The sequence below is a fragment of the Streptomyces sp. NPDC033229 genome, from assembly GCF_055576875.1.
On sequence record NZ_JBVIQR010000004.1, the window covers coordinates 84,212 to 105,760 of the forward strand.

A 21,549-nucleotide genomic window follows, 5' to 3' on the forward strand; every position below is an offset into this window, starting at 1 on the left:
GCACGCCTGAGCGGGCGGCAGGGGCTTTTACGAGTGTGCGTACGAACGCCCCCGGGTCAGCGGGAGCGCTTGGCGAGCCGCTCCACGTCCAGGAGGATCACGGCACGGGCCTCCAAGCGGAGCCAGCCGCGGCCCGCGAAGTCCGCGAGCGCCTTGTTGACGGTCTCCCGGGACGCACCGACCAGCTGGGCCAGCTCCTCCTGGGTGAGGTCGTGCACGACGTGGATGCCCTCTTCGGACTGGACGCCGAAACGGCGGGACAGGTCGAGGAGAGCCTTCGCGACACGGCCGGGGACGTCGGAGAAGACCAGGTCCGACATCGAGTCGTTGGTGCGCCGCAGTCGGCGGGCGACCGCGCGCAGCAGGGCGGTGGCCACCTCCGGGCGGGCGTTGAGCCAGGGCTGGAGGTCACCGTGGCCGAGGCCGAGGAGCTTGACCTCGGTCAGGGCGGTGGCGGTGGCCGTGCGCGGGCCGGGGTCGAAGAGCGACAGCTCACCGATCAGCTCGCCCGGGCCCAGGACGGCCAGCATGTTCTCGCGGCCGTCGGGGGAGGTGCGGTGGAGCTTCACCTTGCCCTCGGTCACCACGTAGAGCCGGTCGCCGGGGTCCCCTTCGTGGAACAGGGCGTCGCCCCTCGCGAGGGTGACCTCGCCCATGGAGGCGCGCAGCTCAGCGGCCTGCTCGTCATCGAGCGCCGCGAAAAGCGGGGCGCGCCGCAGAACGTCGTCCACGAGTTCTCTCCTTGTCGACATGCACAGAGGACCGTGGTCCCCATGATGCCCGTCGGTAAAACTGTGTGATCAAACACAAGTGTGGCGCATCGTCGACCGAAGCCCTACGGCAGGGGTCCGATTGGGCTGCGGTTTTCCTGCGGCCGGGGCGGATGTCAGTGCCGGGCTCTAGTCTGGCCGGGTGTCCAATACGCCGGTGAGAGCACAGGGCAGGGGGACCGGGAGGGTGATCCCGGCCCGCGATTCCGCTGTGGGCGAACGTGTGTCCGCGAAGAAGACGAATGCCGCGACCGGGCCCAAACCGCCAGGTGGCGATGCGGCCGCGAAGATCGGCGAGGCCGACGGATCCATCGCCGCTCCTGCCTCGGGCTCCGCCTCCGGACCGACTGGTTCCGCCATCGGATCCGGCTCCGTGCCCACCTCCAGGAGATCAGTGAAGGCCGCTGCCGCCAAACCGGCGAAGCCGGAGTCCCGGACCGCGCTCGTCCGCCGGGCGCGTCGTATCAATCGCGAGCTCGCCGAGGTCTATCCGTACGCCCACCCCGAGCTGGACTTCGAGAACCCGTTCCAGCTGCTGGTAGCCACCGTGCTCTCCGCCCAGACCACGGATCTGCGGGTCAACCAGACGACTCCCGCCCTCTTCGCGGCCTACCCCACGCCGGAGGACATGGCGGCGGCCGACCCCGAGACGCTGGAGCAGCTCATCCGGCCGACGGGCTTCTTCCGCGCCAAGGCCAGGTCCCTGCTCGGTATCTCCGCCGCGCTGCACGAGCGCTTCGACGACGAGGTGCCGGGGCGCATAGAAGACCTGGTGTCCCTGCCCGGCGTGGGCAGAAAGACCGCCCATGTGGTGCTGGGCAACGCCTTCGGTATGCCCGGGATCACCGTCGACACGCACTTCGGGCGACTCGTCCGGCGCTGGAAGTGGACGGACCAGCAGGACCCGGAGAAGGTCGAGGCGGAAATCTGCTCGCTCTTCCCGAAGAGCGACTGGACGATGCTCTCGCACCGCGTGATCTTCCACGGCCGGCGCATCTGCCACTCCCGCAAGCCCGCCTGCGGCGCCTGCCCGATCGCGCCACTGTGTCCTTCCTACGGGGAGGGCGAGACGGACCCCGAGAAGGCACGGAAGCTGCTCAAGTACGAGAAGGGCGGCCAGCCCGGTCAGCGGCTCAAGCCTCCGCCCGACTACCCGGGCCTGCCGGGCCGTCCACTGGGAGCCGAGTGACCGCAGGCCCACCAGTGACCGCACACACGCCGAGGGGACAGGCATGACGAGCACGTACGGCGGTGGGACCGCCATCACCTCCGAGGGGCTGCCCGAGTGGCTCGCACCCGTGGCCCAGGCTTCGAGGACGATCGAGCCGCACCAGCTGAGCCGCTTCCTGCCGCCGGAGACGGGCGGTCGGCAGTCCGCCGTGCTGGTGCTCTTCGGCGAGGGTGAGCAGGGGCCCGAGCTGCTGCTCCTGGAGCGGGCCGGGACGTTGCGCTCGCACGCGGGCCAGCCGTCGTTCCCCGGCGGCGCGCTCGATCCGGAGGACGGCGACCCGGCCGGTGACGGACTGCTGCGGGCCGCGCTGCGCGAGGCCGAGGAGGAGACCGGCCTCGACGCGTCCGGTGTGCAGATCTTCGGGGTCCTGCCGCAGCTCTACATCCCTGTGAGTGGTTTCGTCGTGACGCCGGTGCTCGGTTGGTGGCGCGAGCCCAGCCCGGTCGGCGCGGTCGACCAGGCGGAGACGGCCAGAGTGTTCACGGTCCCGGTCACCGAGCTCACCGACCCGGGGAACCGGGCGATGGCCGTCCACCCGAGCGGTCACCGGGGTCCGGCCTTCCGCGTCGGCGGCGCGATGGTCTGGGGGTTCACCGCCGGGGTGATCGACCGGATCCTGCACTACGCGGGCTGGGAGCGCCCCTGGGACCGCGAGCGCGAGGTCTCCTTGGACTGGCAGGGCTGATCCGCGTGAGACGGTGGCCTGCGAGCCACCCGACCCGAGGCCGACGACCGCGCCGGCCCCTTCAATGCGAGGCATTTTTCGGTGAACGTGCTGGACATCGTGCTGCTGCTCGCCGCCGTGTGGTTCGCGGTCGTCGGCTACCGCCAGGGCTTCGTCGTCGGCGTGCTGTCGGTGATCGGCTTCCTCGGCGGCGGCCTGGTCGCCGTCTACCTCCTCCCGGTGATCTGGGACAGCGCCACCGAGGCCGCACCGGGCACGGCGGCCGCCATCGCGGCCGTCGTGATCGTCATCGTCTGTGCCTCGGTGGGCCAGGCCGCCACCACCCACCTCGGCAGTAAGCTCCGCCGCCACATCACCTGGTCGCCCGCGCGCGCACTGGACGCGGCGGGCGGCGCACTCGTCAATGTCGCCGCGATGCTGCTGGTGGCCTGGCTGATCGGCTCCGCCCTCGCCGGCACCTCCCTGCCCACCCTCGGCAAGGAGGTCCGGAACTCCAAGGTGCTGCTGGGCGTCGCCCGGGTGGTTCCGGCCCAGGCCAACACCTGGTTCGCCGACTTCAGCACGGCCCTCTCCCAGAACGGGTTCCCGCAGGTCTTCGCGCCCTTCTCCAACGAGCCCATCACCTCCGTTCCCGCACCCGACCCCAGGCTCGCCGGCAGCCCCGTCGCCACGGCGGCCCAGCGCAGCATCGTCAAGGTCGTGGGCACCGCGCCCAGCTGCGGCAAGGTCCTGGAAGGCACCGGCTTCGTCTTCGCACCGCACCGGGTGATGACCAACGCCCACGTCGTCGGCGGCGTCGACGAGCCGACCGTGCAGATCGGCGGCCAGGGCCGACGCTACGACGCGACCGTCGTCCTCTACGACTGGAAGCGTGACATCGCCGTCCTCGACGTGCCGTCACTCGACGCGCCCGTGCTGCGCTTCGCCCGGGACGACGCGGAAAGCGGCAAGAGCGCCATCGTCGCGGGCTTCCCCGAGAACGGCTCGTACGACGTGCGCGCCGCCCGCGTCCGAAGCCGCGTCCAGGCCAACGGACCGGACATCTACCACCGCGGCAATGTCCGGCGTGATGTGTACTCCCTCTTCACCACGGTCCGCCAGGGCAACTCCGGCGGCCCGCTGCTCACCCCGGACGGCAGGGTCTACGGCGTGGTCTTCGCGAAGTCGCTGGACGACGCGGACACCGGCTACGCCCTGACGGCGGACGAGGTGCGTGAGGACGCCGTCGTCGGCAGCACGGCCACGGGGAGGGCGGACAGCCAGGGCTGCGCGCTCTGAGGCGGTGGTTGCCGGTCCGGAGCGGTCCGGGAGTGGTCAGCGGCCGCGTGGATGGCGCAGCCGCGCCGACACCCATCGGGCGCGGCGGCGGATGATGCGCGGAATGCCGAGGTGGGGGTCATGACAGGCCTCCGGCCCGTGATCACCCCGCATCGCGCTCTCGGATGCCTCCGTCACGGCCAGCGCGGCATCGCCCTCGGCGCCGCGCTGCTGCGTCACATCACGGTAGTCGTGCGTCCAGCCCATACCGAGGTCTGTGCCCGGCCCCAAAGGTCTGTAATCGCCTGGGGGTCCGTCAATTGGCCTATGCGCCGGGCAATTGGCCATTCGACGGACAGGTGTTCCCATGTGTTCGAGGGTGAGCCCGGGGCGAGAGGGGCCGACGGGGCGGCTCGGGGGACCCGCTGTTCCCGGGAAGGGGGGCAACCCCCGGACCCCCGGCCCGGCCCTCTGCTGTGGTGGCTAGCGGTCCGGTTCGGGGTCCTTGAGCCAGTTGATGAGCTCCGTCGAGTACGCCACCGGATCCTCCTCATGCGGGCTGTGTCTCCCGGGGGGGGCAACCCCCGGACCCCCGGCCCGGCCCTCTGCTGTGGTGGCTAGCGGTCCGGTTCGGGGTCCTTGAGCCAATTGATGAGCTCAGTCGAGTACGCCACCGGATCCTCCTCATGCGGGAAGTGTCCGAGCCCGTCGAACAGCCGCCAGCGGTACGGGGCCTCCACGTACTCCCCGGAGCCCGCCGCGCTGCGGGTGCGCATCACTGGATCGAGGGATCCGTGCAGGTGCAGTGTCGGCACCCGCACCGGCCGCTTCATGCGGCGGTTGAACTGGAGGCCGTCCGGGCGTGCCATCGACCGCACCATCCATCGGTACGGCTCGATCGAGCAGTGGGCCGTCGAGGGGATCGACATGGCCCGCCGGTAGGTGTCGACCGCTTCGTCGTCCGGCAGCCGGGGCCCCGACCACTCGCGGATCAGCCGGCCCACCAGTGCGGCGTCGTCCGCGACGAGCTGGCGCTCCGGCAACCAGGGGCGCTGGAAGCCCCAGATGTACGAGCCCGCCGCGCTCTGCTTGAGGTCGGCGAGCATCGACGAGCGCCAGCGGCGCGGGTGCGGCATCGAGGACACCACGAGCCGCCGCACCAGCTTCGGCCGCATCACGGCCGCCGTCCATGCCAGATAGCCGCCCAGATCATGGCCGACCAGCGCGGCGTCCGGCTCGCCGAGGGAGCGGATCACGCCGGTGATGTCGAGGGCGAGATTCGCCGGGTCGTAACCCCGGGGCGTCCGGTCGCTGCCACCCACACCGCGCAGGTCCATCGCCACCGCCCGGAACCCCGCGTCCGCGAGCGCCGGCAGCTGGTGCCGCCACGTCCACCAGAACTGCGGAAAGCCGTGCAACAGCAGCACCAGCGGCCCCTCGCCCATCTCGGCGATATGGAAGCGCGCACCGTTGGCCGCGACCTCCCGGTGGGTCCAGGGCCCGTCGGGGCGTACGACCGCCGTGGGCGAGGACGCGGAGCCGGTGGGCGCGGGCGGGAAGACCGGTGAGTCGGGTTCGGGGGACGCGGGCGCTGCGGAAGTATCGGGCACCGTCATACGGACGAGCGTGTCACAGATGCGTCCGCCTGGCTCGTGCCGACCAGCGGACGCGGGTGCGGCTTGACCGTGCCCAGCACGGCCGCCGTTTCCTTGGCCGAGGCGATGCTCTTCTCCGGCTTGCTGACCTTCTTGAACTTGGCCACCGCCAGCAGCCCGAGAAGCGCCGCGATCACCAGGAACGCCCCGCCGACGATCAGGAAGGACCAGGCGAGCCCGAGACCCAGATTGTGGATCCCGTAGGCCGCCGCGAAGCTCAGCACCGGCAGGGAGAAGAGCGCCAGGGTGCCGGCGGCGGCGATCGCACCGCCGCCGATGCCGACGCGCTTGGCATCCTGCCGCAGCTCGGCCTTGGCCAGTGCGATCTCGTCGTGCACCAGCGCGGACAGCTCGGTGGTGGCCGTCGCCACCAGCTGGCCGAGGCTGCGGTTGGCACCGTCGTCGGCTGCGCTCATCGGCTGCTCCCTCATCTTCATCAGCTTCGTCATCTGCGGGTCTTGGGCGCGTCTTCAGCGGATGTAAAGACCCTTAGATCATGCCGGACCATCGTCGCCGGTGGTGTGCCCGGAGGCGACTTCGGCCAGCCTGCGGTGTTCTGCGGCCTTCGCTTCGTGGATGGCTGCCATCCGGAGGTGGTAATCCGGGTTGCCCTGCTCGTAAATGTCCGGTATTCCGTCCTCGTCCTCGTCCCGCTCCTCATCCGCGCACAGCTTCTTGTACTTGTTGTCGCGCAGCTTGAGCAGTGTGCCCGCGATGACGGCCGCTATCAGCGAACCGATGAGTACGGCCGCCTTCACCTCATCGGTCAGAAGTTGGTCACCCGCGAAGGCCAGCTCGCCGATCAGCAGGGAAACGGTGAAGCCGATACCGGCCAGTGAGGCGACGGCCAGCACATCCGGCCACTCGAGGTCGGGGTTCAGCTCGGCCTTCGTGAAACGTGCCGCCAGCCATGTTCCGCCGAACACGCCTATCGCCTTGCCGACCACCAGGCCGAGGACGACCCCGAGCGTCTCGGGCTTGCGGAAGACATCCGACAGCGCGCCGCCGGAGAGTGCGACGCCCGCTGAGAACAGCGCGAACAGCGGCACGGCCAGCCCGGCGGACAGGGGGCGGACTATGTGCTCGATGTGCTCACCGGGGGAGTACCGCTCGCCCTCGTGGCGCGTGCAGCGCAGCATCAGCCCCATGGCGACGCCCGCGATGGTCGCGTGCACGCCGCTGTTGTACATCAGCGCCCAGTTGACGATCGCCAGCGGCACGTAGATGTACCAGCCGCGGACGCCCTTGCGCAGCAGCAGCCAGAAGACGGCCAGGCCCAGTACGGCGAAGCCGAGGGCGGCGAAGTTGAGCTCCGAGGTGAAGAAGACCGCGATGATCAATATCGCGAAGAGATCGTCGACGACGGCGAGGGTCAACAGGAACGCGCGCAGCGCCGAGGGCAGGGCCGTTCCGATCACCGCCAGTACGGCGAGGGCGAAGGCGATGTCCGTGGCGGTGGGCACGGCCCAGCCGTCCAGCGCGCCGCCACCGGTCTTCGTGACGGTGAAGTAGACGAGCGCGGGGGCGGCCATGCCGCAGATCGCGGCGATGACGGGAAGGGCGGCCGCCTTCGGGTCGCGCAGCTCGCCGGCGACCAGCTCGCGCTTGAGTTCGATGCCCGCGACGAAGAAGAAGACGGCCAGCAGGCCGTCTGCGGCCCAGTGCTGCACCGAGAGGTCGAGGCCGAGGGCACCCGGGCCGAGGTGGAAGCCGCGGATGGTCTCGTAGCTGTCGCGCAGCGGGGTGTTCGCCCAGATCAGCGCGGCCACGGCCGCGACGAGCAGCAGCACGCCACCGACGGTTTCGGTGCGGAGTGCTTCCGCCAGGTAATTGCGCTCGGGCAGCGGCAGCCGTCCGAGGAAAACGGAACGGCGGTGGTTCTTGGGCGCGGCCACGGCGGTGGACCTCCTGGGGGCGACTGGATACACGTGTGCTGTGTGCCGACCAGACTTCCCGGCGCGCCTTTGATTCTTGTCGCGATTTTTACGCGATGAGTACTTACCTTAACCGGAAAGAGTGAAGGGCACCCGGTCGCGCCGGGTGCCCTTCACGGTTGCCTGCTTCCGCGCGCCCGACTTCGGGCGGCGGTCGAGTGGCTGGACCGGGTCAGTCCTCGCTGCTCGCGGCGGGGAGCTGGGACTGGATCAGGCTCATGACCGAGGAGTCGGTCAGCGTGGTCACATCGCCGAGCGTGCGGTTCTCGGCGACGTCCCGCAGCAGTCGGCGCATGATCTTGCCCGAGCGGGTCTTGGGCAGCTCGGCGACCGGCAGGATCCGCTTCGGCTTGGCGATCGGGCCGAGCTGCTTGGCGACATGCGCCCGCAGCTCCTCGACCAGACCCGCCTCTTCCGCGTCGGCGTTGCCCCGCAGGATGACGAAGGCGCAGATGGCCTGGGTGGTCTGCGGGTCGTTCGCACCGACGACGGCGGCTTCGGCGACCTTGGGGTGCGAGACGAGGGCGGACTCGACCTCGGTGGTGGAGATGTTGTGGCCCGAGACCAGCATCACGTCATCCACCCGGCCGAGCAGCCAGATGTCGCCGTCGTCGTCCTTCTTGGCGCCGTCGCCCGCGAAGTACTTGTGCTCGAAGCGCGACCAGTACGTGTCGATGTAGCGCTGGTCGTCGCCCCAGATGGTGCGGAGCATCGCCGGCCACGGCTCGGTGAGGACGAGGTAGCCGCCGGCCCCGTCGGGCACCTCGTTGGCGTCGTCGTCCACGACGGTCGCCGCGATGCCGGGCAGGGGCACCTGCGCCGAACCGGGCTTGGTCTCGGTGACCCCCGGCAGCGGACTGATCATCATGGCGCCGGTCTCGGTCTGCCACCAGGTGTCGACCACGGGCGTCCTGTCGGCACCGATGTGCTTGCGGTACCAGACCCAGGCCTCGGGGTTGATGGGCTCGCCGACCGAGCCGAGGATCCGCAGGCTGCTCAGGTCGAACTTGGCCGGGATGTCGTCGCCCCACTTCATGGCGGCGCGGATCGCGGTGGGGGCGGTGTAGAGGATCGTCACGCCGTACTTCTGGACGATCTCCCACCAGCGCCCCTGGTGCGGGCTGTCCGGGGTGCCCTCGTAGAGGACCTCGGTCGCGCCGTTGCTCAGCGGTCCGTAGACGATGTAGGAGTGGCCGGTCACCCAGCCGACGTCGGCGGTGCACCAGAAGACGTCCGTCTCCGGCTTGAGGTCGAAGACGGCGTGGTGGGTGTACGAGGCCTGGGTGAGATAGCCGCCGGTGGTGTGCAGGATGCCCTTCGGCTTACCGGTGGTGCCCGAGGTGTAGAGGATGAACAGCGGGTGCTCGGCGTCGAACGCCTGGGGCGTGTGCCGGTCCGACTGACGCTCGACCAGGTCGTGCCACCAGACGTCGCGGCCCTCGGTCCAGGCGACGTCGTCCTGGCCGGTGCGGCGGACGACGAGGACGCTGCGGACGTCTTCCGTGCCGGGGCGGGTCAGGGCCTCGTCGACGGCGGGCTTGAGGGCGGAGGCCTTGCCGCGCCGGTAACCGCCGTCGGCGGTGATGACCACGCGCGCGTCCGCGTCCTTGATGCGGGTCGCGAGGGCGTCCGCCGAGAAACCGCCGAAGACGAGCGAGTGCGGGGCGCCGATCCGGGCGCAGGCCAGCATCGAGACGACCGCTTCGGGGATCATCGGCAGGTAGATGGCGACCCGGTCCCCGGCCTGGACGCCGAGCTCGGTCAGGGCGTTGGCGGCCTTGGAGACCTCACGCTGCAACTCGGCGTAGGTGATCGAGCGGGTGTCACCCGGCTCACCCTCGAAGTGGATGGCCACGCGGTCGCCGAGGCCGTTCTCCACATGGCGGTCGACGCAGTTGTACGCCACATTGAGCTTGCCGTCGGCGAACCACTTGGCGAACGGCGGGTTCGACCAGTCCAGGGTCTCGGTCGGCTCGGTCTCCCAGCTCAGGCGGCGGGCCTGCGCGGCCCAGAAGCCCAGCCGATCAGCCTTCGCCTCCTCGTACGCCTCCGCCGAGACATTGGCCTTTGCGGCCAGGTCGGCAGGCGGTGCGAAGCGGCGCTCCTCCTTCAAGAGGTTGGCCAGGCTTTCGTTGCTCACGACATCTCCCTTTCCCAGGGTGCCCGTTGCGTCCCGTCCATAGCTCATCAGCCCGGGGCACACCCTGACAAGGGGTGTGGACAAAAATTGGTTTAGACCTGTCCTTTATTGGGGTTTCACGAGGTCAGACGGGTCGACGGCGGATGGGGACACGCGCGGGGGCCCGCTTTCGCACCGCCCGGCAGCGACGCGTCACACGGCGTCCAAAACTTTCGGGCGGACCGCGGTGAAGGTGCGCGACCGCTCGTCCAGCACATACGCCTGCGCTTCCGCCACGTGGAAGTACATGCCCTGCAACCGCAGCGCCCCCTCGGCCACCCGTCGGGCGACGCAGGCGTGGGCCCTGAGGTGATCGAGCTGCTGGAGCACGTTGACGAGGGCGAGCCGTTCGACGTCATCGGACACGGGCCGGTCGGCGAGCGCCACTTCTCCGCGCCCGAGCCGTCCGATGCGCTGCATACGAGCCACGCTCGGTCGGCCATGCCGGAGCCAGCGGCCGAGCGGGGTCGGTGCGCCGGGCTCGGGGGCGGAGGTGTCGAGGAGCGCCTGCATCGCGCCGCACCCCGAGTGCCCGCACACGGTGATGCTGCCGACCTTCAGTACCTCGACCGCGTACTCCACCGCGGCCCCGACCGAGTCGCATGTGCCGTCGCTGCCGGGCGGCGGCATCAGATTGCCGACGTTGCGCACGGTGAAGAGATCGCCGGGCCCGCTCGAGGTGATCATGCTGGTCACCAGCCGGGAGTCGGCGCAGGTCAGAAAGAGCTGGCTGGGGGTCTGCCCCTCGCGGGCCAGCCGCGCCAGCTCGTCCCGTACGAGGGGTGCCGTATTGCGCTGAAAAGCGCTCACCCCGCCGAGGAGTTGCTGATCACCGCTGTGCTTGATGCCGGGCTGCACGACTGCGGGGGTGCGGGTGCAGTGGTGGTTGTGCCAGGGGGTCCAGGGGCGGCACACGTGCGTGCTGGCGGGCTCCGCGATGGGCCGGCCGTGACGGCCTCGCAGAGTGACCCATCCGCCACCTGCCCGATGGGCGTGGGACCAGGTTTGCAGCGCGTCATACGCCGCATGGTCCATAAAGGAGCCACCCAGCTCGACCACCGCGTTGGCCTCGGCGGGCACCTGCGCGAGCGCCCGGGACAGCCGTGGGACCGCGAGGAACGTCAACTGGCCATTGACGCGCACCCGGTGGCAGTCCCTGTCCGCGTCCACGGTGATACGGGTGTGGGCGAGACGCCGCAGGGAGAGGAAGGCCGCGATCGCGATGCCGACGGCGACTCCTTGCAGCACGCCCAGGAGCACCACGGCCCCGAGTGTCGCCGCGTACATGGGGAATTCGCGGTGCCGCTGTACGTGCTTGATGTGTGCGAAGCTCACCATCCGCACACCGACCGCCATCACCAGCGCGGCCAGCGCGGCTAGTGGGATCAGCTCGAGCACGGTGCTGAGCAGCCCGGCGCAGACCAGCACCCACACCCCGTGCAGGACCGTGGCCTTCCGCGTGGCGGCGCCCGCCTTGACGTTGGCCGTGCCGCGGATCGCGCCGCCCGCGATCGGCAGCCCGCCGAGCAGCCCGGACACCACGTTTGCCGCGCCCTGGCCCGCGAGTTCGCGATCCAGTGAGGCGGGAGGGTGCTCGCCGTCCGCCCGCGCGGCACGCAGGCGGTCCACCGCGACGGCGGACAGCAACGACTCCATACTGGCCACGAGCGTGACGGTGAGCACGGCCGCGAACACCCCGAGCACCGGGCCGTCCGGCAGGGCCGGCAGCACGCGCAATTCCCACTGGGGAAGGCTGACCCGTGGCAGATCCATGCCGACACCGACCGCGGTGGCGGCTGCCACGGCCGCGAGCGGCGCCGGAAGCGTACGGGCCCACCGTCCGGCCCGGCCGGGCAGCCTGGGCCAGCCCGCCACCACGGCCACCGTGATCCCCCCGATCAACAATGCGGCCGGGTGCGGGTCCGCCAGACGCGAGGGCAGCGCCGCGAGGTTCTCCAGCGCGGAGATGCTGGGCCGGTCGCCCAACACGACGGGCAGCTGGCCGAGCGCGATCGTGACGCCGATGCCGGCGAGCATGCCGTGCACGATGGCCGGGCTGACGGCCAGCGCGCTACGGGCCACTCGGGCTGCGCCGAGGGCGAGTTGAGCAAGCCCCGCGAGCGCGGTGATCGCGCACGTCGCCCGCCAGCCGTAACGCTGCACGAGCTCGGCAGTGACGACCACCAGACCGGTGGCGGCGCCGCTGACCTGGAGTGGGGCCCCACCCAGCAGGCCGGCGACGATCCCGCCGACCGCTGCCGCGACCAGCCCCGCCTGGAGCGGCGCGCCCGTCGCGAGCGCGATACCGAGTGAGAGCGGGATCGCGATCAGAAAGATGACCACGGAGGCGGAGAGGTCCTGGCGCCAACCGCGAGGGCGCCGGTCCGGCAAGTTCTGGCCGTCCGGCCGGGGCGGGGGCGTCGGGTGAGTCGTCTGCGTCGGCTGAGCGTGCATGGGCGTTCCCGTCTTCGTCGGGGCGGCGCGGCCGCGGTGGGAGGCGCGGCCGTGGTCACGGCGTGCAGCGGCGGGAGCGGCTGCGGTGGCGGGCTTTTATCAACTCTCGGTAAACGAATCGTAATGCAGAGTAAAGAGGCGGGGAAGTTCGTCAGGGCTGCCGGAAGGCGACTTCCTCCCAACGAGTGAATCCGTGCGTCTATGTGCTTGTCGTTTCGTACCTCTATCGACCCATGCGGCACCGGTGTTGGGCGCGGCCGGACGTCGGACGGAGGGTGGGGAGCCTCGGGCCGGTCGGAGAAAGCGGGGGAGGGTCCGGCCTTTGCTCTCTCGCTGGTGCGCGGGTTTGCCGTCCGGGGTCGGAATTCACCCCCGGTTGGCATAAAACCGAACATCCGGCACCTGGGGGAGGTGAGGGGGTTACGTGCAAGTGAATGGCGTGTACATGCTCTGACCTGGTGGTCGTTTTCGCCGGCGTTGAGCGCGTGGAGGGCTATGGCTCAATCCACGGGGGTCGGGCCGAAAGTCGATGAAAACGGGACCCATTTCAGCTCTTGCTTCCGTGGGTCGGTGGCGGACCGGCCGACTGGTCGATCGAGAAGTGGACGGGAGAAATCCGGAATGCGGGAGCGTCGGCCAAGAGTGGAAGCGTAGGGACCGGTATCGCGGGCGGGGCGCCGCCCGTCGTTCCTCGAACGGTGAGAAAACTCCTCGACGGATAGGCCATCCGTCCGGGCGGGCCGCCGGAGACCTATTCCGGCGGCCGGGCCTCTCTCGGGCTCCCTGGTCAGGGGAGTTCCTCAACCGCCGTCTGTGGACGGCCGATCGGTGAGTTCAGACGGGCTGCGGAGCGGCCAACAGTCGCTCGTTCAGAACGAAACTCGGATCGACCTGGGCCGCCAGGTCGGCGCCTGTCTTCGCGTTGCCCCAACTCTCCGCGTTCTTCAGGTGGAAGTGCACCATCTGGCGGGTGTAGCGCTGCCAGTCGCGCCGCTCGTACGCGCCGTCCGCCGCCTCGCGCAGCGTGCGCAGCGCCTCGCGGTTGGGCCCCTCGAGGAGTTCGAAGAGGGGTGGCCGGCCCTTCTCCATGGCGCGCACCCAGTCGGAGTGGGCCAGCGTGGTGAGCAGGTCCTCGCCGACCTCCTCGCGCAGGAAGTCCAGGTCGTCGGCGCCCTGCACCTTGTTGCCGACCACCTTCAGGCAGACGCCGAAGTCACGGGCGTACTCCTTGTACTGGCGGTAGACCGAGACGCCCTTACGGGTCGGTTCGGCGACCAGGAACGTCATGTCGAAACGGGTGAACATCCCGGAGGCGAAGGAGTCGCTGCCTGCCGTCATGTCGACGACGACGTACTCACCGGGCCCGTCGACAAGGTGATTGAGGCACAGCTCGACCGCGCCGACCTTGGAGTGGTAGCAGGCCACGCCCAGGTCCGACTCGGTGAAGGGGCCGGTCGCCATCAGCCGGACGGCGGCATCTTCGTCCAGTCGTACGGTGCGGGCGCAGGCCTCGAGGATCGGGTTCTCCTCGCTGATCCGCAGCAGTCGCGAGCCCTCACCCGGCGGCGTCGTCTTGATCATGGTTTCGGCGGAGGCGATGCGAGGGTTCGTGCCGCGCAGATAGTCCTTGATCAGCGGCAAGTGTGCGCCCATCGCGGGGAGTGCGGCCGTCTCCGCCTCGTCCAGACCGAGCGCCGCGCCCAGATGTTGATTGATGTCGGCGTCTACCGCGATGACGGGGGCCCGGTCGGCGGCGAGATGGCGGATGAACAGTGAGGACAGCGTGGTCTTGCCGCTGCCGCCCTTCCCTACGAAAGCGATCTTCATGTTCACCAAGCGTAGGTGTGCAAGCGCGGAAAGTGAGAGATGTGAGTGAAGAAAACCACTCCTTCGAGGGGTGTGAGGCCGAAGTGCGTACTGTCTTACCCATGAGTACGACAGCCGATCCGCTCGCCGCCCTGGGCTCGCTTCCTGGCGTTGCCGACTCCGTGGACTCCGTACGCAAGGCGGTGGACCGCGTGTACGGCCACCGGGTGATGCGCCGCCGCAGTAACGAGGTCACCGCTGAGGCGGCGCTGCGTGGCGCCCGGGGGTCGGCCGCGCTGTCAGGGGCCGACTGGGCGCTCGAGGAGGTGCGCCGACGGTCCGACTTCGGCGCCGAGGGCGAGCCGCGCACGGTGGGCGCGGCGCTGCGGCTGACCGCCGAGTCGGGGCAACTGCTGAGTGTGTGGCGGCAGTCGCCGCTGCGTGTGCTGGCCAGGCTGCACCTGGTGGCCGCGGGTGGAGCCCGGCCGGACGACACCGTGGGGCGCCCGCGGCTAGCGGGTGAGCCGGTGGACGAGCCGTTGATCGAGCTGGCGCTGCCGGGCGCGGACGAGGTGGCCGGTCGGCTCGAAGGGCTGGCCGGGCTGCTGATCGCGGGTAGCGAGGCGCCCGCGCTGGTGACAGCGGCGGTGGTGCACGGCGAGCTGCTCGCCCTGCGGCCGTTCGGCTCGTGCAACGGCCTGGTCGCGCGGGCTGCTGAGCGGATCGTACTGATCGGCAGTGGACTGGACCCCAAGTCGATCTGTCCGTCGGAGGTGGGACACGCGGAGTTGGGGCGCGCGGCTTATTTGGGCGCGCTCGACGGCTACGCGTCCGGGACCCCGGAAGGTATGGCGGCCTGGATCACGCACTGCGCCCGTGCTGTCGAGCTGGGTGTGCGGGAGAGCACGGCCGTGTGCGAGGCGCTTCAACGCGGCGCTGCCTGACGGCTCTCCGTCGCACGCGACTCCGGGGGAGTCTCCGTCAGCACGCGCTGAGCAGAGACGGATGCGCCCGGAGGGTGCGGGTGTGCCCCGGTCGCGCTCGGGCGGTGCCGATGTCCGTCCGGGCATATGCAGGAGGCGGACAGGGTTGCGGCGGTACCGGTGAGGCTTTGGTACCGCCGCTGGCACGTCGGCCGAGTTACCATGCGTGCACGAGATTTGCCCATCAGGCCGGGATCTTCGCCCGTTACCTGGTGCGGCTGGCCCGTAATCGACGGGTCGGCGTCGCGTGGGTGCTCGGCTTTCGTGCTTCGGTCCGTGGGGCCTACTGCGTGAAAGGCATCCTCTCGGATGTCCCTGGTCTCGCGGGCCGTCAACTCCTTTCTACTCCTGTCGTGGTGGAAGCGGAAGCCCAAGCCGCGGTTTCTTTACTTTTGGCGCTAAAACCGGTCAATGCGGACGTGGGGCGGTCGTCGCCGGCTGGCGAACCAGACCAGACCGGCCGTAGCGGCGGCGCCGACCGCGGCCGCCGCCATCAGAGCCGGGCGTGAGGGCATCGCCAGGGTCGACACACGCTGCTTGAGTCGTACCGGGCGGGTGAAGGTGAGGATCGGCCAGTCGCGGGCGATCGCCTCACGGCGCAGTGCGCGGTCCGGGTTGACCGCGTGCGGGTGGCCGATCGATTCCAGCATCGGGATGTCGGTCGCGGAGTCGCTGTAGGCGTAGCAGCGCGCCAGGTCATAGCCCTCCGACTCTGCGAGCTCGCGGATGGCCTCGGCTTTGGTCGGGCCGTAGGCGTAGTACTCCACCTCGCCGGTGAAGGCGCCGTCCTTGACGACCATGCGGGTGGCGACGACGCGGTCGGCGCCCAGCAACTCGCCGATCGGCTCGACCACCTCGGCGCCGGAGGTGCTGACGATCACCACGTCGCGTCCGGCGGTGTGGTGCTCCTCGATGAGGGATGCGGCTTCGTCGTAAATGATCGGATCGATGAGTTCGTGCAGGGTCTCGGCGACGATCTCCCGCACCTGCCGGACATTCCAGCCACGGCACAGTTCGGAGAGATACTGGCGCATCCGCTCCATCTGGTCGTGGTCGGCCCCGCCGACCAGGAAGACGAACTGGATGTACGCGGTGCGCAACACGGCGCGCCTGTTGATCAAGCCGCCTTGGTAGAAGGACTTGCTGAAGGTGAGCGTGCTCGACTTCGCAATGACCGTCTTGTCCAGATCAAAGAACGCGGCTGTCCGAGGGAGCGAGTGGTTTTCCACGTCGCCGAGCATAGGCCGCCCTCCATTCGGCGTAAGCTGAGGCGTGTGGGTTTGCCTGAGAAGGCTCTCGGGTACACCATGGAAGTCACGGATCGTTCGCGACCGTGTCTAACCCGGTCCGACTCCTCCCCCCCCGAGTCGGCCGTGGGGACGACCCCCGCTCTCCCCCCCGGCGGGGGTCGTCGCATGTCCGGATGCATTTTGAGCGCCCTCATCCCGCGTTCCTCCCCTTGGTTCGGCCCGTCCGGCCGTGGTCTCTCCTCCTTCATACGCGTCACGCAGCGTAATCGCCATGCTGCTCTCCGGAAGTCACCGGTATAGGTGAGCGGGATATTCACAACCGTTGAGTTGTCCACAGTTTTTGTCCAAGATCCACAAGGTTTTCCAGTTCGATGCACGGTGATTCCCCGCGAGTTCCGCGATGTTCGCGGAAGAGAGCGCGTAGTGGGAGGGGGAGACCGTGACCGGATCCATCACATCCGATTGGCGGACGGACGCCGTCGCCGGAAGGCCGGGCGGCCCGCTGGTCGTCACGGAGGACGAGGGGCTGTTGGATGACCTGCTGCGGCTGTGCGCCGCAGCCGGGGCCGTGCCCGAAGTCGCTCAGGCAATGCCCGCGCGGAGGGGGAGCTGGGAGAGCGCGCCACTGGTCCTGGTCGGCGACGACTGCGCGGCCCGGCTCGGGGGCGCCCTGCGCAGGGAGGGGGTGGTGCTGGTCGGCAGGGACCAGGACGACCCTGGCGTCTGGCAGCGCGCGGTGGGCATCGGAGCCCGCAATGTGGTGCTCCTGCCCGACGGCGAGAGCTGGCTGGTCGACAGGATCGCCGATGCCGCGGAAGGCGTGGGCCGCCCGGCGCTCACGGTGGGGGTGATCGGCGGACGGGGCGGCGCCGGGGCGAGCACGCTCGCCTGCGCGCTGGCGGTCGGCGCGGCCCGCGCGGGACAGCGCACGATGCTGATCGACGGCGATCCACTGGGCGGAGGGCTCGATGTGCTGCTCGGTGGGGAGAAGGCCGAGGGGCTGCGATGGCCGGCCTTCGCCGACTCGCGGGGCCGGGTGGCCGGGCGGGCGCTGGAGGAAGCGCTGCCCGAGCTGCATTCGCTGCGTGTCCTCAGCTGGGATCGGGGCGACTGCCTCGCGGTGTCGTCCGACGCCATGCGGGCCGTGCTGGCCGCGGCCCGCAGACGAGGCGGGGCGGTGATCGTGGATCTGCCGCGCCGACTCGACGACGCGGCGGTGGAAGCCCTCGAACAGATGGACGTGGGGTTGTTGGTCGTGCCCGCGGAGCTGCGAGCCGTCGCGGCCGCACACCGGGTCGCCTCGCTGGTCGGCATGGTCCTGAGCGACCTACGGCTGGTGACGCGTACGCGGGCCGGCTCGGGGCTGCGGGGCGAAGAGATCTCGAATCTCCTCGGCCTGCCCCTGGCGGGCGAACTCCCACCGGAGCCTGGCCTGTCGGACGCCCTGCTCACCGGCCGGCCACCGGGGAGCGGCGAGCGCGGACCGCTGGCGCGCTTCTGCGCGGAATTCTGGGCGCGGACGTCGGCCGACGGCACGGGCATGCCGACATGAGCGCCGAGCTGCTGGACGCGGTACGCCTGCGGCTGGCGGAGAGCGGGGTGGAACCGACGCCCGCACGGGTCGCGGAGGCATTGCGTCGGGAAGGCCGACTGCTCGGCGACGCCGAAGTGCTCGGCGTCGCGTCCCGGCTGCGGTCCGAGCTGATCGGCACCGGGCCGCTCGAGCCCCTGCTCTCCGCGCCTGAGGTCACCGATGTCCTGGTGACCGCGCCGGACCAGGTGTGGGTGGACCGGGGAGCGGGCCTGGAGCGCGCTGATGTGTCCTTCCCCGACGCGGCGGCGGTGCGCAGGCTCGCGCAGCGGCTCGCCGCGATCGCCGGACGCCGACTCGACGACGCCCGGCCCTGGGTGGACGCCCGGCTGCCGGACGGGACGCGTTTGCACGCCGTGCTGCCCCCGGTGGCTGTCGGCTCGACCTGCCTCTCGCTGCGCGTGGTGCGACGCCGGGCCTTCGCGCTGGACGAGCTGGTCTCCGCCGGGACCGTGCCGCCCGGCGGGCAGCGCCTGCTGCGAGCCGTGGTGGACGCCCGGCTCTCCTTCCTGATCAGCGGCGGCACGGGGTCAGGAAAGACGACCTTGCTGTCCACCCTGCTCGGACTGGTCGCGCCGGACGAGCGCATTGTGCTGGCCGAGGACTCGGCCGAGCTGCGCCCCGAACACCCGCATGTGGTGCGGCTGGAGACGCGGCCCGCGAACCAGGAGGGCACGGGCCTGGTCACCCTGCGGGACCTGGTCCGCCAGGCGTTGCGGATGCGGCCGGACCGATTGGTCGTCGGCGAGGTGCGCGGCCCTGAGGTCACCGATCTGTTGGCCGCTCTCAACACCGGTCATGAGGGTGGGTGCGGCACGGTCCACGCCAACGCGGCGGCGGATGTGCCCGCCCGGCTGGAAGCGCTGGGTTCGACTGCGGGGCTCGACCGCGGGGCGCTGCACAGCCAGTTGGCGGCCGCGCTGTCGGTCGTGGTCCACCTGGCGCGCGACCGGGGCGGTCGGCGGCGGATCGCGGAACTCCACGTCCTGGACCGCGACGCCGGAGGCTTCGTGACGACCGTACCGGCGGCCGTGTGGGGCGAGAGCGGCTTCGAGCGGGCACGGGGTTGGGACCGGCTGGCAGAACTGTGCGAACGGGGCGGTGGTGCGCTGTGACCGTTTCCGTAGCGGCGCCCCAGACGGTGGTCCCGGTGTGCGGGGCGGTGTTGTGCGCGGTGGCCTCGCTCTGGAGCTCGACGCGGCCGGGCCGGGAGTCGCGGCGGGCCAGAGCCCTGTTCGCCGGCAGCAGAGGAGGGCTGCCCGGTGGCGCGTCACTTTCGTGGGTCGGGGAGCGCGCCGGTCGATGGTTTCGATGGGGCCGGGAGAAGCGGGAGCTGCTCTGCCTTCCGATCGGTTGTGCCGTAGCGCTGCTGGGCGAGTCGATGCTGCCGCTGATCGGCGCGGTGGCCGCTGTGCCCCTTGTGAGACGTGGACTCGCCACCCGGCGGCGCAAGCGCGAGCGGGATCGGCGTGAGTCGGCCGTGATCGACCTGTGCGGGGTCGTCGCGGGTGATCTGCGCGCGGGGCAGCAGCCCGGCGAGGCGCTGGTGGGGCTGGTGGTGGACCTCGGGGCGGCATGGTCTGCCGTTCCCGCGGCGGCGCGGTTCGGCGGCGATGTGCCGGAAGCCTTGCGGAAGGTGGCGCGGCAGCCGGGGGCCGAGGGGTTGAACGGAGTGGCCGCCTGCTGGCAGGTCTCGGTCGACGGCGGGGCGGGGCTCGCCGCCGGACTCGAACGGGTGGCGGCGGCTCTCAGTGCCGAGCGGGACCAACGGGAGGATCTGTACGCCCAGTTGGCCGGTACGAGGTCCACCGCGGTGATGCTCGCCGTGCTTCCGGTGCTCGCCCTGCTGATGGGCAGCGCGCTCGGAGCGGCTCCGTTGTGGGTGCTGCTGCACACGTCCGCCGGGCTGGGCTGTCTGACGCTCGGTGGCGTTCTGGAGTGCGCGGGGCTCGCGTGGACCGGTCGGATCGTACGGGCGGCCGGGGGAGTGGAAGGGAGTGGGAGGGCGTGAGCGAAAAAGTTATCCACAGCCTGGGGATATTTATTTCGATCGCCACCGGGGGCGTGGGCCTGGTGATCGCCCTGGGCTGGGCGGGCCGGGCGCGCGGAGTCCGCTCGGTTCGCCGACGGGCAGTGTCGTTGCTGAGGGGGAGTGAATCGGCCGGGCCGGTGGGTCGACTGCGGCGGTGGTCGGGGTGGGCGGAGGTGGCGCGGGCCGGGCTCCCGGCCGTCGGGGCGGGGCTCGCTGGTCTCGTCCTCATCGGAGGGATCGCCGGGTGTGTGGTGGGGCTCGGGGTCGCGTACGGCGTGTGGCGGTGGCAACGACGCGACAAGCGTACTCGTGATGAGTCGCTCGCGAAGGGATCGGAAGCCCAACTTCCGTTCGCGGCGGATCTCTTGGCGGCCTGCATGGCTGCGGGGGCTGGTCCCCGGGAGGCGGCCGCTGCGGTGGGGGCCTCGTTGGGCGGGCCCGTGGGCGAGCGTCTCGCCCAAGCCGCTGCCGAGGTGCGGCTCGGCGGGGACCCGGGCACGGCCTGGGGTCGGTTGGGGAGCCTTCCCGGCGCCCGGGGGCTGGCCCGTTGTCTGGAGCGGGCCCAAGCGACGGGGGTGCCGGCGGTGGAGCCCATGTCGCGGTTGGCGGGACAGTTGCGCGCCACGCGAGGGCGCACGGCGGGCATACGGGCCCGGCGCGCAGGAGTCCTGGCGACGGCCCCGCTGGGGCTGTGCTTCCTGCCCGCGTTCCTGACGGTCGGTGTGGTGCCGGTGGTCATCGGCCTGGCGAGCGCGCTCATGAACGGCAAATGACGGTGTGTGAGGCACGTAAAGCGTGTCGGACATGTGAGGCAAAGGACAGGGGGATCAAGTGATGGTCGTGCAGTGGTGGTCGAAGCGTTGGGCCCGGATGAGGGCGTCCGGCGAGGACGGAATGACGACGGCGGAGTACGCCGTTGGGACGCTGGCGGCATGCGCGCTCGCGGCGGTGCTCTACAAGGTGGTCACCGGTGGGGCGGTCGGTTCGGCGTTGCAGTCGCTGATCGTCAAGGCCCTCCATGCGTCGTTCTGACGGCGGCTATGTGACGGCGGAGGCCGCATTGGTCCTACCGACGCTGACGCTGTTCGGCATGGCACTGCTCTGGGGGCTGATGGCGGCGACCGCGCAGATCCAGTGCGTGGACGCGGCCCGTGCGGGTGCTCGGGCGGCGGCTCGTTCGGAGTCGGATTCGGCGGCGGTCGCCGCCGCCAGAACGGCCGCTCCGGCCGGGGCCCGGATCGCGCTGGCGAGGGAGGGAGACCTGGTGCGGGTGCGTGTCGATGCCCGGACCGCGGGCCCGGGACCGCTGACGGTGCGGCTGGGTGGAGAGGCGGTGGCCCTTGCGGAGGAGACGGTGGGGTGACGGGGGCATGGCGTCGGTGTGGGTGGCGATCGCCGCGGCGGCCTTCTGCGCGGTGTTCGCGGCGACGCTGGCCATGGGGCAGGCCGTGGTGGCCCGCCACCGGGCGGGCGGCGCGGCGGACCTGGCGGTGCTGGCGGCGGCCGACCACGCCTTGTCGGGGCACCGGACGGCGTGCGGCTTGGCCCGGATGGTGGCCACCGCCCAGGCGGCGCGGGTGGTGCGGTGCGCCGTGAGCGGCGAGATCGCCGAGGTGGTGGCCGAAGCACGGGCAGGGCCGTACACCGTCCGCGTGAGTTCCCGCGCCGGGCCTCCGGGCCTCACGGGCCCGGTCACCGCCCCGTGAGCCGGCGGGCGGCGAC

Annotated in this window: 20 protein-coding genes and 1 pseudogene; 11 read left to right on the plus strand and 10 right to left on the minus strand. The window is 70.8% G+C overall.

Going from position 1 to position 21,549, the window contains the following annotated elements:
• Window positions 1-56 precede the first annotated feature (56 nt).
• A complete protein-coding gene (locus ACZ53N_RS05305; protein WP_004939715.1) occupies window positions 57-731 on the minus strand; it encodes a Crp/Fnr family transcriptional regulator in 675 nt (224 codons plus the stop codon).
• Window positions 732-1,128: 397 nt separating this feature from the next.
• Between ACZ53N_RS05305 and nth the strand changes: the two genes are divergently transcribed.
• From nth to ACZ53N_RS05320, 3 genes are all read left to right on the plus strand, one after another.
• On the plus strand, window positions 1,129-1,959 hold the full coding sequence (gene nth / locus ACZ53N_RS05310) for an endonuclease III (RefSeq protein WP_469139819.1): 831 nt from the start codon (window positions 1,129-1,131) through the stop codon (window positions 1,957-1,959).
• Between the two features lie 43 nt (window positions 1,960-2,002).
• Window positions 2,003-2,686 (plus strand): NUDIX hydrolase, encoded by a 684-nt coding sequence (locus ACZ53N_RS05315; RefSeq protein WP_469139618.1) that lies wholly within the window; start codon window positions 2,003-2,005, stop codon window positions 2,684-2,686.
• Between the two features lie 81 nt (window positions 2,687-2,767).
• Complete coding sequence (locus ACZ53N_RS05320) at window positions 2,768-3,964, plus strand: MarP family serine protease (RefSeq protein WP_469139619.1); 1,197 nt, start codon at window positions 2,768-2,770, stop codon at window positions 3,962-3,964.
• Window positions 3,965-4,000: 36 nt separating this feature from the next.
• On the opposite strand, the gene ACZ53N_RS05325 is transcribed toward ACZ53N_RS05320, so the two are convergent.
• The 8 genes and pseudogenes from ACZ53N_RS05325 to ACZ53N_RS05360 form a co-directional block, all read right to left on the minus strand.
• The gene (locus tag ACZ53N_RS05325; RefSeq protein WP_469139620.1) at window positions 4,001-4,210 is read right to left on the minus strand and encodes a hypothetical protein; all 210 of its coding nucleotides are present in this window, start codon (window positions 4,208-4,210) and stop codon (window positions 4,001-4,003) included.
• Window positions 4,211-4,426: 216 nt separating this feature from the next.
• A pseudogene (locus tag ACZ53N_RS05330) lies at window positions 4,427-4,567 on the minus strand (alpha/beta hydrolase); the annotation flags it as partial.
• Window positions 4,561-5,559, minus strand: a complete 999-nt coding sequence (locus ACZ53N_RS05335) for an alpha/beta fold hydrolase (RefSeq protein WP_469139621.1) — start codon at window positions 5,557-5,559, stop codon at window positions 4,561-4,563. The gene ACZ53N_RS05335 and the pseudogene ACZ53N_RS05330, both read right to left, overlap by 7 nt.
• Window positions 5,556-6,014: a phage holin family protein gene (locus ACZ53N_RS05340; RefSeq protein WP_469139622.1), complete on the minus strand. Its 459-nt coding sequence runs from the start codon at window positions 6,012-6,014 to the stop codon at window positions 5,556-5,558. The genes ACZ53N_RS05335 and ACZ53N_RS05340 overlap by 4 nt, the downstream gene beginning before the upstream one ends.
• 78 nt (window positions 6,015-6,092) lie before the next feature.
• The gene (gene nhaA / locus ACZ53N_RS05345; RefSeq protein ID WP_469139623.1) at window positions 6,093-7,493 is read right to left on the minus strand and encodes a Na+/H+ antiporter NhaA; all 1,401 of its coding nucleotides are present in this window, start codon (window positions 7,491-7,493) and stop codon (window positions 6,093-6,095) included.
• Between the two features lie 211 nt (window positions 7,494-7,704).
• A complete protein-coding gene (acs, locus tag ACZ53N_RS05350; protein ID WP_469139624.1) occupies window positions 7,705-9,672 on the minus strand; it encodes an acetate--CoA ligase in 1,968 nt (655 codons plus the stop codon).
• A 192-nt stretch (window positions 9,673-9,864) separates the two neighbouring features.
• Window positions 9,865-12,165, minus strand: a complete 2,301-nt coding sequence (locus ACZ53N_RS05355; RefSeq protein WP_469139625.1) for a SulP family inorganic anion transporter — start codon at window positions 12,163-12,165, stop codon at window positions 9,865-9,867.
• A gap of 834 nt (window positions 12,166-12,999) precedes the next feature.
• The gene (locus ACZ53N_RS05360) at window positions 13,000-13,992 is read right to left on the minus strand and encodes an ATP-binding protein (RefSeq protein WP_469139626.1); all 993 of its coding nucleotides are present in this window, start codon (window positions 13,990-13,992) and stop codon (window positions 13,000-13,002) included.
• Window positions 13,993-14,093: 101 nt separating this feature from the next.
• Here ACZ53N_RS05360 and ACZ53N_RS05365 point away from each other — a divergent pair, with 101 nt between their 5' ends.
• Window positions 14,094-14,915, plus strand: coding sequence for a Fic family protein (locus tag ACZ53N_RS05365; protein WP_469139627.1), 822 nt, complete (start codon window positions 14,094-14,096; stop codon window positions 14,913-14,915).
• Between the two features lie 437 nt (window positions 14,916-15,352).
• On the opposite strand, the gene ACZ53N_RS05370 is transcribed toward ACZ53N_RS05365, so the two are convergent.
• Window positions 15,353-16,195 carry an HAD family hydrolase gene (locus ACZ53N_RS05370; protein ID WP_469139628.1) on the minus strand — a complete coding sequence of 281 codons (843 nt, stop codon included), beginning with the start codon at window positions 16,193-16,195 and terminating at the stop codon, window positions 15,353-15,355.
• A gap of 448 nt (window positions 16,196-16,643) precedes the next feature.
• On the opposite strand from ACZ53N_RS05370, the gene ssd reads away from it, so the two are divergent.
• The 7 genes from ssd (at window position 16,644) to ACZ53N_RS05405 (ending at window position 21,533) form a co-directional block, all read left to right on the plus strand.
• On the plus strand, window positions 16,644-17,756 hold the full coding sequence (gene ssd / locus ACZ53N_RS05375) for a septum site-determining protein Ssd (RefSeq protein WP_469139629.1): 1,113 nt from the start codon (window positions 16,644-16,646) through the stop codon (window positions 17,754-17,756).
• Window positions 17,753-18,910 carry a TadA family conjugal transfer-associated ATPase gene (locus ACZ53N_RS05380; RefSeq protein ID WP_469139630.1) on the plus strand — a complete coding sequence of 386 codons (1,158 nt, stop codon included), beginning with the start codon at window positions 17,753-17,755 and terminating at the stop codon, window positions 18,908-18,910. Before ssd ends, ACZ53N_RS05380 begins: the two co-directional genes overlap by 4 nt.
• Entirely contained in the window at window positions 18,907-19,806 is a 900-nt protein-coding gene (locus tag ACZ53N_RS05385) for a type II secretion system F family protein (RefSeq protein WP_469139631.1), read from the plus strand. The genes ACZ53N_RS05380 and ACZ53N_RS05385 overlap by 4 nt, the downstream gene beginning before the upstream one ends.
• Window positions 19,807-20,102: 296 nt before the next feature.
• A complete protein-coding gene (locus ACZ53N_RS05390; protein ID WP_469139820.1) occupies window positions 20,103-20,600 on the plus strand; it encodes a type II secretion system F family protein in 498 nt (165 codons plus the stop codon).
• A gap of 61 nt (window positions 20,601-20,661) precedes the next feature.
• The gene (locus ACZ53N_RS05395) at window positions 20,662-20,859 is read left to right on the plus strand and encodes a DUF4244 domain-containing protein (protein ID WP_469139821.1); all 198 of its coding nucleotides are present in this window, start codon (window positions 20,662-20,664) and stop codon (window positions 20,857-20,859) included.
• Window positions 20,846-21,190: a TadE family type IV pilus minor pilin gene (locus tag ACZ53N_RS05400; RefSeq protein ID WP_469139632.1), complete on the plus strand. Its 345-nt coding sequence runs from the start codon at window positions 20,846-20,848 to the stop codon at window positions 21,188-21,190. The genes ACZ53N_RS05395 and ACZ53N_RS05400 overlap by 14 nt, the downstream gene beginning before the upstream one ends.
• Before the next feature lie 7 nt (window positions 21,191-21,197).
• Window positions 21,198-21,533, plus strand: coding sequence for an Rv3654c family TadE-like protein (locus ACZ53N_RS05405; protein ID WP_469139633.1), 336 nt, complete (start codon window positions 21,198-21,200; stop codon window positions 21,531-21,533).
• Window positions 21,534-21,549: the final 16 nt, after the last annotated feature.

Coding starts and splice junctions, on each gene's coding strand:
- ACZ53N_RS05340 (WP_469139622.1), bottom strand. CDS start 6,014: ATGAGCGCAGCCGACGACGGTGCCAACCGCAGCCTCGGCCAGCTGGTG.
- ACZ53N_RS05370 (WP_469139628.1), bottom strand. CDS start 16,195: ATGCTCGGCGACGTGGAAAACCACTCGCTCCCTCGGACAGCCGCGTTC.
- ACZ53N_RS05405 (WP_469139633.1), top strand. CDS start 21,198: ATGGCGTCGGTGTGGGTGGCGATCGCCGCGGCGGCCTTCTGCGCGGTG.
- ACZ53N_RS05395 (WP_469139821.1), top strand. CDS start 20,662: ATGGTCGTGCAGTGGTGGTCGAAGCGTTGGGCCCGGATGAGGGCGTCC.
- ACZ53N_RS05365 (WP_469139627.1), top strand. CDS start 14,094: ATGAGTACGACAGCCGATCCGCTCGCCGCCCTGGGCTCGCTTCCTGGC.
- ACZ53N_RS05380 (WP_469139630.1), top strand. CDS start 17,753: ATGAGCGCCGAGCTGCTGGACGCGGTACGCCTGCGGCTGGCGGAGAGC.
- ACZ53N_RS05315 (WP_469139618.1), top strand. CDS start 2,003: ATGACGAGCACGTACGGCGGTGGGACCGCCATCACCTCCGAGGGGCTG.
- ACZ53N_RS05325 (WP_469139620.1), bottom strand. CDS start 4,210: ATGGGCTGGACGCACGACTACCGTGATGTGACGCAGCAGCGCGGCGCC.
- ACZ53N_RS05335 (WP_469139621.1), bottom strand. CDS start 5,559: ATGACGGTGCCCGATACTTCCGCAGCGCCCGCGTCCCCCGAACCCGAC.
- ACZ53N_RS05360 (WP_469139626.1), bottom strand. CDS start 13,992: ATGAAGATCGCTTTCGTAGGGAAGGGCGGCAGCGGCAAGACCACGCTG.
- ACZ53N_RS05400 (WP_469139632.1), top strand. CDS start 20,846: ATGCGTCGTTCTGACGGCGGCTATGTGACGGCGGAGGCCGCATTGGTC.
- ACZ53N_RS05355 (WP_469139625.1), bottom strand. CDS start 12,165: ATGCACGCTCAGCCGACGCAGACGACTCACCCGACGCCCCCGCCCCGG.